Below are 6,988 nucleotides of genomic sequence, written 5' to 3' on the forward strand. Positions count from 1 at the left end.
GGTCACGGCCGCACGGTCCTCGGACCGCGGCGGCCGTGACCTGCCCGCGCGCTCTGGCGGAGGGCGCCGACCGCGGCCCATGATGGCCCGGAGCGACCCCGAGCCGACCGGAGCGACGATGGCACCCGCACCCGTGCACGTCCCGACCTGCGCGGCGACCGCCGCGCCCCGCCGCTGATGGCGATCGTCTCGCGCGGCTTCCGCGGCCGCCGGACCGCCGACCCGCGCCTGCCCCCGGGCCAGTACCTGGAACGCGGCTTCCCGGTGCTGTCCGCCGGGCCGACGCCCCGCACCGACCTCGCGACGTGGACGTTCTCGATCGGCGGCGCCGACGGCCCGCGCGCGACGTGGACGTGGGCCGAGCTCACCGCGCTGCCCGCCGACGACGTCGTCAAGGACATCCACTGCGTCACCAAGTGGACCAAGCTCGACACGTCGTGGCGTGGCGTGTCCCTGGACCGCCTGCTCGACGCCGTCGAGGTCGGCGACGACGAGCAGTACGCGCTCGCGCACTGTGACGGCGGCTACACGACGAACGTCCCGCTGGCGGACCTGCGCGGCGACCAGGCGTGGATCGCGTACGAGTACGACGGGGCCCCGCTCGCGCCCGAGCACGGTGGACCTGCCCGGCTCCTGATCCCCCACCTCTACTTCTGGAAGTCCGCGAAGTGGGTGCGGCGCATCGACCTGCTCACGCAGGACGAGTGGGGCTTCTGGGAGAAGCTCGGCTACCACGCGTACGGCGACCCGTGGAAGGAGCAGCGGTATTGGGGCGACTGACCGACGACCGGTCCACCGGCACGGGCGGTGAGGCGGGCGAGGTCGAGGCGGTCGAGCCCGTCCTCGACGAGGTCGCCCCGACGTCCCCCGACGACGTCCCGTACCACCTGCCCTGGCGGGTCGCGACGCTCGTCGCGCTGCGCCCGGAGACGCCGACCGCCACGACGCTCGAGCTCGACGTCCCCGGCTGGCGCGGCGCGATGGCCGGCCAGCACGTGGACGTCCGCCTGACCGCGGAGGACGGCTACTCGACGCAGCGCTCCTACTCGCTCGCGTCACCCGGGACGCTCGGCCTGCCCACGGGCGCGCCGCCCGCCGACGGCAGCGAGCGCATCGCACTGACCGTCCAGGTCGTCGAGGACGGGGAGGTGTCGCCCTACCTCACGCAGGACCTGCAGGTCGGCGACCAGGTCGAGCTGCGCGGGCCCGTCGGCAACTGGTTCGTGTGGCACGCGACCGACCCGCACCCGGTGCAGCTCGTCGCGGGCGGCTCGGGGCTCGTCCCCCTGATGTCCATGCTCCGCACCCGCCGCCGCGCCCGCTCCCGGTCCCCGTTCCGGCTGCTCGTGTCGGTCCGCACCCCGCCCGACGCGATCTACGACGCCGAGCTCGACGACCTCGCGACGGACCCCGGCGTGGAGGTCACCCGTGTGTGGACGCGGCGCGGGCCGCACGGCTGGACCGGACCGGTCGGCCGGGTCGACGCGGCGACCCTCGCGGCCGCGTGCGTCCCGCCCGACGAGCGCCCGCACGTGTTCGTGTGCGGCCCGACCCCGTTCGTGGAGACGGTCGCGGACCTGCTGGTCGACCTCGGGCACGACCCGGACCGGATCCGGACGGAGCGCTTCGGCCCGACCGGCCCGTGACGGCGGCGCCGGGACCGCGTCAGCGCGCGTCGACCGCCGCGGCCTCGGCCCCGGGAGGTGGCAGCTCGGCGGGCAGGCCGCACGCCACCAGGTGCTCGACGCCGAACCACACGGTCGCGTGGTGCACGCCGCCCTCGCCGAGGTCGAGCACCGCGAGCTGGAACGCCCGGTGCACGCCGTCCGCCTCGAGCATGTAGACGCCGAACGCGGGCTGCCCGTTCGCCGACGTCGGCAGCAGCCGCATCGACCCCGGACCCTTCGCGGGGCACCACGTGCTGATGAGCGTCGCCACGGCGGCGCGGCCCTGGTACCAGCCGGGGTACGGCGGCATCTCCCAGACGACGTCCTGCGTCATGAGCGCGACGATCGCGTCGACGTCGTACGCCTCGAACGCGTCGACGTACGCGTCGAGCAGGCGCCGGCGCCGGTCGTCGGTGAGCTCGCCCCGCCGCTCGTGGTCGAGCCGCGCGACGTGCGCACGAGCGCGCTGCAGGGTCGAGTTCACGCCCGCGACGGTCAGCTCGAGGGTGTCGGCGACCTCGGCCGCGCTCCACTGCAGGACGTCCCGCAGGACGAGGACGGCGCGCTGCTGCGCGGTGAGGTGCTGGAGCGCCGCGACGAACGCGAGCCGGACGCTGTCGCGCGTCACGACCTCGGCGGCGGGGTCGGCCGTGGGGCGCGCCCACACGACGTCGTCGGGCAGCGGCTCGAGCCACGCGACGCTGTGCTCCTCGCGCGGCTCGACGGCCGGGTCGGCCGCGGGAGCGCCGAGCCCGGTCGGCAGCGGACGCCGCGACCGGCCCTCGAGGTGCGTGAGGCACGTGTTCGTCGCGATCCGGTACAGCCACGTGCGCAGCGACGAGCGCGCCTCGAAGCGGTCGATGCCCCGCCACGCGCGCAGGTACGTCTCCTGCAGCGCGTCCTCGGCGTCGTGCAGGGACCCCGTCATCCGGTAGCAGTGCGCGAGCAGCTCGCGCCGCAGCGGCTCGACGAGCGTCGCGAAGTCCTGCTCGGTGGTCGTGATCGTCACCCGTCGACGGTAGCGAGCGGTACCGACACCCGCGAGACCCCACCTGCCAGACTGCGCCCCATGCCGGACGAGACCTACGCCCCCGACGACCACCTCGCCCACCGGTCGCTGCTGGTCGCCGCCGCGTACGTCGTGCTGCGCCGCGGCGACGAGGTGCTCCTGCAGCTGCGGCGCGGCACCGGCTACCGCGACGGGCACTGGGCGGTGCTCGCGGGCCACGTCGACCCGGGCGAGTCGGTGCACGAGGCCGCCGTGCGCGAGGCCGCGGAGGAGAGCGGCATCGTCGTGCGGGAGGCCGACCTGCGTCCGCTCACCGCGCTGCACCGCTTCGAGCGCGGCGGGCCGGCCGTGGAGCAGCGCCTCGACGTGTTCTTCGAGGTCGACGCGTGGACGGGCGACGCGGTGCTGCGCGAGGCCGACCGCGCCGAGCACCTCGCGTGGTTCCCGATCGCCGCCCTGCCCGAGCCCGTCGTGCCGCACGAGCGGATCGTGCTCGACGCCCTCGCACGCGGCGAGCGGCTGCCCGCGGTGATCTCGCTGCCGTCCTGACCGGCCCTCCTGCGCGATCCCCGGACCGCACCCGTCGCCGGTCCGGCGCTGTGCGTCCGCCGTCCTTGCCGGCGCGGGTCGCCGGGGACGGCGAAGGCCCGCGGACGCCCGCCCGGCGAGGGGCAGGGTCCGCGGGCCTCGTGCGGCCTGCGCCCGGATCAGCCGGTGTTCTGCACGCCCGCGGCGACGCCGTTCACGCTCAGCAGCAGCAGCCGGCGCAGGTCGTCCGCCTGCTCGGGCGCGTCGCCCGTGCGCAGCCCGCGCAGCGCGCGCAGCTGCAGGAGCGACAGCGCGTCGACGTACGGGCTGCGCAGCTGCACGGCGCGCCCGAGGATGCGCCGGCGGGACAGCACCGCGTCGCTGTCGGTGATCGCGAGGACCGACCGGCGCGTGAGCGCCATCTCGGACAGGACCTTGTCGGCCAGGTCAGGCCGGTCGCCGAGCGCGAGGTACCGGGCGGCGATGCGCTCGTCGGTCTTGGCGAGCGACATCTCGACGTTGTCGATCATCGTCGCGAACAGCGGCCACTGCGCGTACGCGGCCCGCAGCTCGTCGAGGTCGCCGACGGCGTCGAGCGCCGTGCCGAGCCCGTACCAGCCCGCGAGGTTGATGCGCGCCTGCGACCAGGAGAACACCCACGGGATCGCGCGCAGGTCGTCGAGCGACGACACCGACAGGCCGCGCCGGGCGGGGCGGGAGCCGATCGGCAGCAGACCGACCTCCTCGAGCGGCGTCACCTCGGCGAACCACTGCGGGAAGCCGTCGGCGCGCACGAGCTCGTGGAAGTGCGTGCGCGACGCGACGTCGAGCTTCGCCGCGAGGTCCGCGAAGCGCTCGGTCGCGGCCGCGTTGCGACGCTCGACGCTCGGGGTGCCGGCGAGCAGGGTCGCCGCGACGACCTGCTCGATGTGCCGCGCCGCGATGACCGGGTCGCCGTAGCGGGCGAAGATGACCTCGCCCTGCTCGGTGAGCTTGAACCGGCCGTCGACCGAGCCCGGGGGCTGCGCGAGCACCGCACGGTTGGCGGGGCCGCCGCCGCGGCCGAGCGCGCCGCCGCGGCCGTGGAAGAGGGTGAGGACGATGTCGTGCCGGTGCGCCCACTCGGTGATGCGCCGCTGCGCCGCGTCGAGCGCGAGCGTCGCCGACACCGGGCCGACGTCCTTCGAGGAGTCCGAGTAGCCGAGCATGACCTCGACGCGTCGGCCGTTCTCGGCGAGCCGCTTCTGCACCTGCGGGATCGCGAGCGCGCCCTCGAGGATGTCGACGCTGGCCTCGAGGTCCGCGAAGGTCTCGAACAGCGGCACCGCGTCGATGACGGGCACCTCGTCCGGGCCGCCGTACGCGAGCTCCGCGAGCTGGTAGACGGCCGCGAGGTGCTCCGCCGACTGCGTGAACGAGACGATGTAGCGGCGCGCGGCGTCGACGCCGAACCGGCGCTGCACCGACCCGATGGACCGGTACGTGTCGAGCACCTCGAGCGTGCGCTCCGCGAGCGGCCCGTCGACGCCGTGCTCCGCGATGTCCGCGAGCGCGGCCTCGTGCACCTGCGAGTGCTGCCGGACCTCGAGCTCGGCCAGGTGGAAGCCGAACGTCTGGACCTGCCACAGCAGGCGCTGCAGGTCGCCGAACGCCGACCGGGCGGCGCCCGCCTCGACCAGCGAGCGCTGGACGACGAGCAGGTCGGCCTCGAGCTCGGCCGGCGTCGCGTACGCCAGGTCGGCGTCGCGCCGCTTGGTCGCCGCGACGCGCTCGGCGACGACGAGCAGCACGCGGCGGTGCGGCTCGTTGGGGGCGTCGGCCGCGACCTGCGCACCGAGCTGCTCCGAGAGCAGGCGCTGCCGCTGCCACAGGGAGTTGAGCTCCGACGACGGCGGCGTGGTGTCGACGCCCAGCGTCAGGCCGTCGGCCGTGCGGCGTGCCGACGTCTCGAGCGCGGCGAGCGCGTGCTCGGACGCGAGCACCGCGGCCGCTCGCGTGATCTCCGCGGTGACGTTCGGGTTGCCGTCGCGGTCGCCGCCGATCCACGAGCCGAGGCGCGCGAACGGGCGGACCTCGGGCGCGCGCGTCCCGGCGTCGTCACCCAGCAGCCAGTCGTCGAGCCGCCGGTACACCGCGGGCAGGACGTCGGACAGCGTCGACTCGAAGACGTTGAGGACGGTGCGGACCTCGTCGAGCACCGTCGGCTTCGCCTGGCGCAGCGGCGCGGTGCGCCACAGCGTCTCGATCTCGGCGAGCAGGCGGCGGTCGTTCTCCGCGATGGACATGCCGCCGCGGCTGCGGATGTCGCGCTCGCCCACGAGCTCCGCGATGCGCCGGATCGCCTTCGACACGGCTCGGCGACGGGCCTCGGTCGGGTGGGCCGTCAGGACCGGACGGAACTCCATCTCCTGCAGGCGCTGGCGCACGACGTCGACGCCGAGCTCCTCGCGGGCCTTCTCGACCGCGGCCGGGAGCGAGTCGTCGGGCGCGAGGTCGTTCGGCTCGAGCGACGCCTCGCGCTCGCGCAGCACGCGGACGCGGTGGTACTCCTCCGCGGTGTTGGCCAGGTGGAAGTAGCACGTGAACGCGCGGGCCACCTGCTCCGCGCGCTGCAGCGTGAAGCCCGCGACGAGCGCCTCGGCCTCCTCGAGCGCGCCGCCGTCCGGCTCGTCGTGGGCGCTGATCGCGAGCTCGCGCAGCTTCTCGACGTCGTCGAGCAGGTCCTGCCCGACGGACTCGCGCAGGACGCGGCCGAGGAACTCGCCGAGCACGCGGACGTCGTTGCGCAGGGGTTCGGGGACCTCGTGGTGGGCGAGGCCACGGCGGACGTCGCGCGGGGGCAGCGGTGCAGTCACCGGGCCAAAATAGGCCACGTCGGGCCCGGCCGGAGCCGCGGTCCAGGCGCTGGGCCGATCCAGGGGCCTGCTGCCGTCACGGGTTGCCGACGAACAACGCCGCGAGGAACGCGACGTAGAGCACCAGCGCGGCCGTCGCGACCCACCCCGCGACCCGGTGCCAGCGTCCCGCGACGGCCGCGATCCCCAGCGCCGCCGCCAGCAGGACCCACACGGCCGTGTGCGCGTGGTCGACCAGCAGGCCGCGCAGGCCGTCCGCCTCGACGTCGACGCCGTCGCCGACCGTCGCGAACACGACGGCGACCACGGCCGCGACGACGGCACCGGCAGCGAACAGGCGCCGGCGACGCGGGTCGGCCGCCCCGGGGTCGTCGTCCCCTGCCCGCGGCCCACCGGCGACCGCCGCGTCGTCCCGCGCCGGTCGGCCGCCCGCCGTCGTGTCGTCGCCCGTCACGGTCGCCACCGTAGCGGCGGGCATCGGCTCGCGGCACCGAACCGGCTCGTGGGCACCGCCGACGGCCGTAGGGTGCGGGCACCCGAGCACACCGGCTCCTGGCCCCGCCCGCCACCCGACCCGAAGGACCGCGATGAAGAGCTTCACCGGGACCGTCCCGCGCCCGCCCGAGCAGGTCCGCGCCGAGATCGACCAGGTCGCGCGCGCCCAGGGCTGGGCCGTGCACCCCGGCGCGTTGCCGGCGGTCCTCACCCTCGCGAAGGACGTGTCGTCGTTCTCGTGGGGCTCGACGCTGAAGATCCGGGTCGCGACCCTCGGCGACGCGACCCACCTGACGATCGAGCCGCACGAGAACGGGGTCCTGTTCGACTGGGGACGCGGCAGGCGGGCGGCGTCGAGGCTGGTCACGGCGCTCGGGGGCGCGCTCGACCCCTCGTAGCGGCGCGGGCACCTCGGGCGCCACCCGGCGTGACCC

7 protein-coding genes are annotated in these 6,988 nt (G+C 75.5%); 4 read left to right on the forward strand and 3 right to left on the reverse strand.

The features are described from left to right. Positions 1-177: 177 nt before the first annotated feature. Complete coding sequence (locus CBZ_RS17540; RefSeq protein ID WP_130782766.1) at positions 178-780, forward strand: sulfite oxidase-like oxidoreductase; 603 nt, start codon at positions 178-180, stop codon at positions 778-780. Continuing rightward, a complete protein-coding gene (locus CBZ_RS17545; RefSeq protein ID WP_373862195.1) occupies positions 768-1,646 on the forward strand; it encodes a ferredoxin reductase in 879 nt (292 codons plus the stop codon). The genes CBZ_RS17540 and CBZ_RS17545 overlap by 13 nt, the downstream gene beginning before the upstream one ends. Positions 1,647-1,665: 19 nt before the next feature. Here CBZ_RS17545 and CBZ_RS17550 read toward each other — a convergent pair whose 3' ends face one another. Next, on the reverse strand, positions 1,666-2,676 hold the full coding sequence (locus tag CBZ_RS17550) for a sigma-70 family RNA polymerase sigma factor (RefSeq protein ID WP_130782767.1): 1,011 nt from the start codon (positions 2,674-2,676) through the stop codon (positions 1,666-1,668). Positions 2,677-2,736: 60 nt separating this feature from the next. Here CBZ_RS17550 and CBZ_RS17555 point away from each other — a divergent pair, with 60 nt between their 5' ends. After that, positions 2,737-3,225 (forward strand): NUDIX domain-containing protein, encoded by a 489-nt coding sequence (locus CBZ_RS17555; RefSeq protein WP_130782768.1) that lies wholly within the window; start codon positions 2,737-2,739, stop codon positions 3,223-3,225. Between the two features lie 158 nt (positions 3,226-3,383). Here the strand turns inward: CBZ_RS17555 and CBZ_RS17560 are convergent, their stop codons facing one another. Beyond that, a complete protein-coding gene (locus CBZ_RS17560; protein ID WP_246013514.1) occupies positions 3,384-6,059 on the reverse strand; it encodes a phosphoenolpyruvate carboxylase in 2,676 nt (891 codons plus the stop codon). 76 nt (positions 6,060-6,135) lie between these two features. Beyond that, positions 6,136-6,513 carry a hypothetical protein gene (locus CBZ_RS17565; protein WP_130782770.1) on the reverse strand — a complete coding sequence of 126 codons (378 nt, stop codon included), beginning with the start codon at positions 6,511-6,513 and terminating at the stop codon, positions 6,136-6,138. 133 nt (positions 6,514-6,646) lie between these two features. On the opposite strand from CBZ_RS17565, the gene CBZ_RS17570 reads away from it, so the two are divergent. Continuing rightward, a complete protein-coding gene (locus CBZ_RS17570; protein ID WP_130782771.1) occupies positions 6,647-6,952 on the forward strand; it encodes a hypothetical protein in 306 nt (101 codons plus the stop codon). Positions 6,953-6,988: the final 36 nt, after the last annotated feature.

Source organism: Cellulomonas biazotea, assembly GCF_004306155.1.
Taxonomy (GTDB): domain Bacteria; phylum Actinomycetota; class Actinomycetes; order Actinomycetales; family Cellulomonadaceae; genus Cellulomonas; species Cellulomonas biazotea.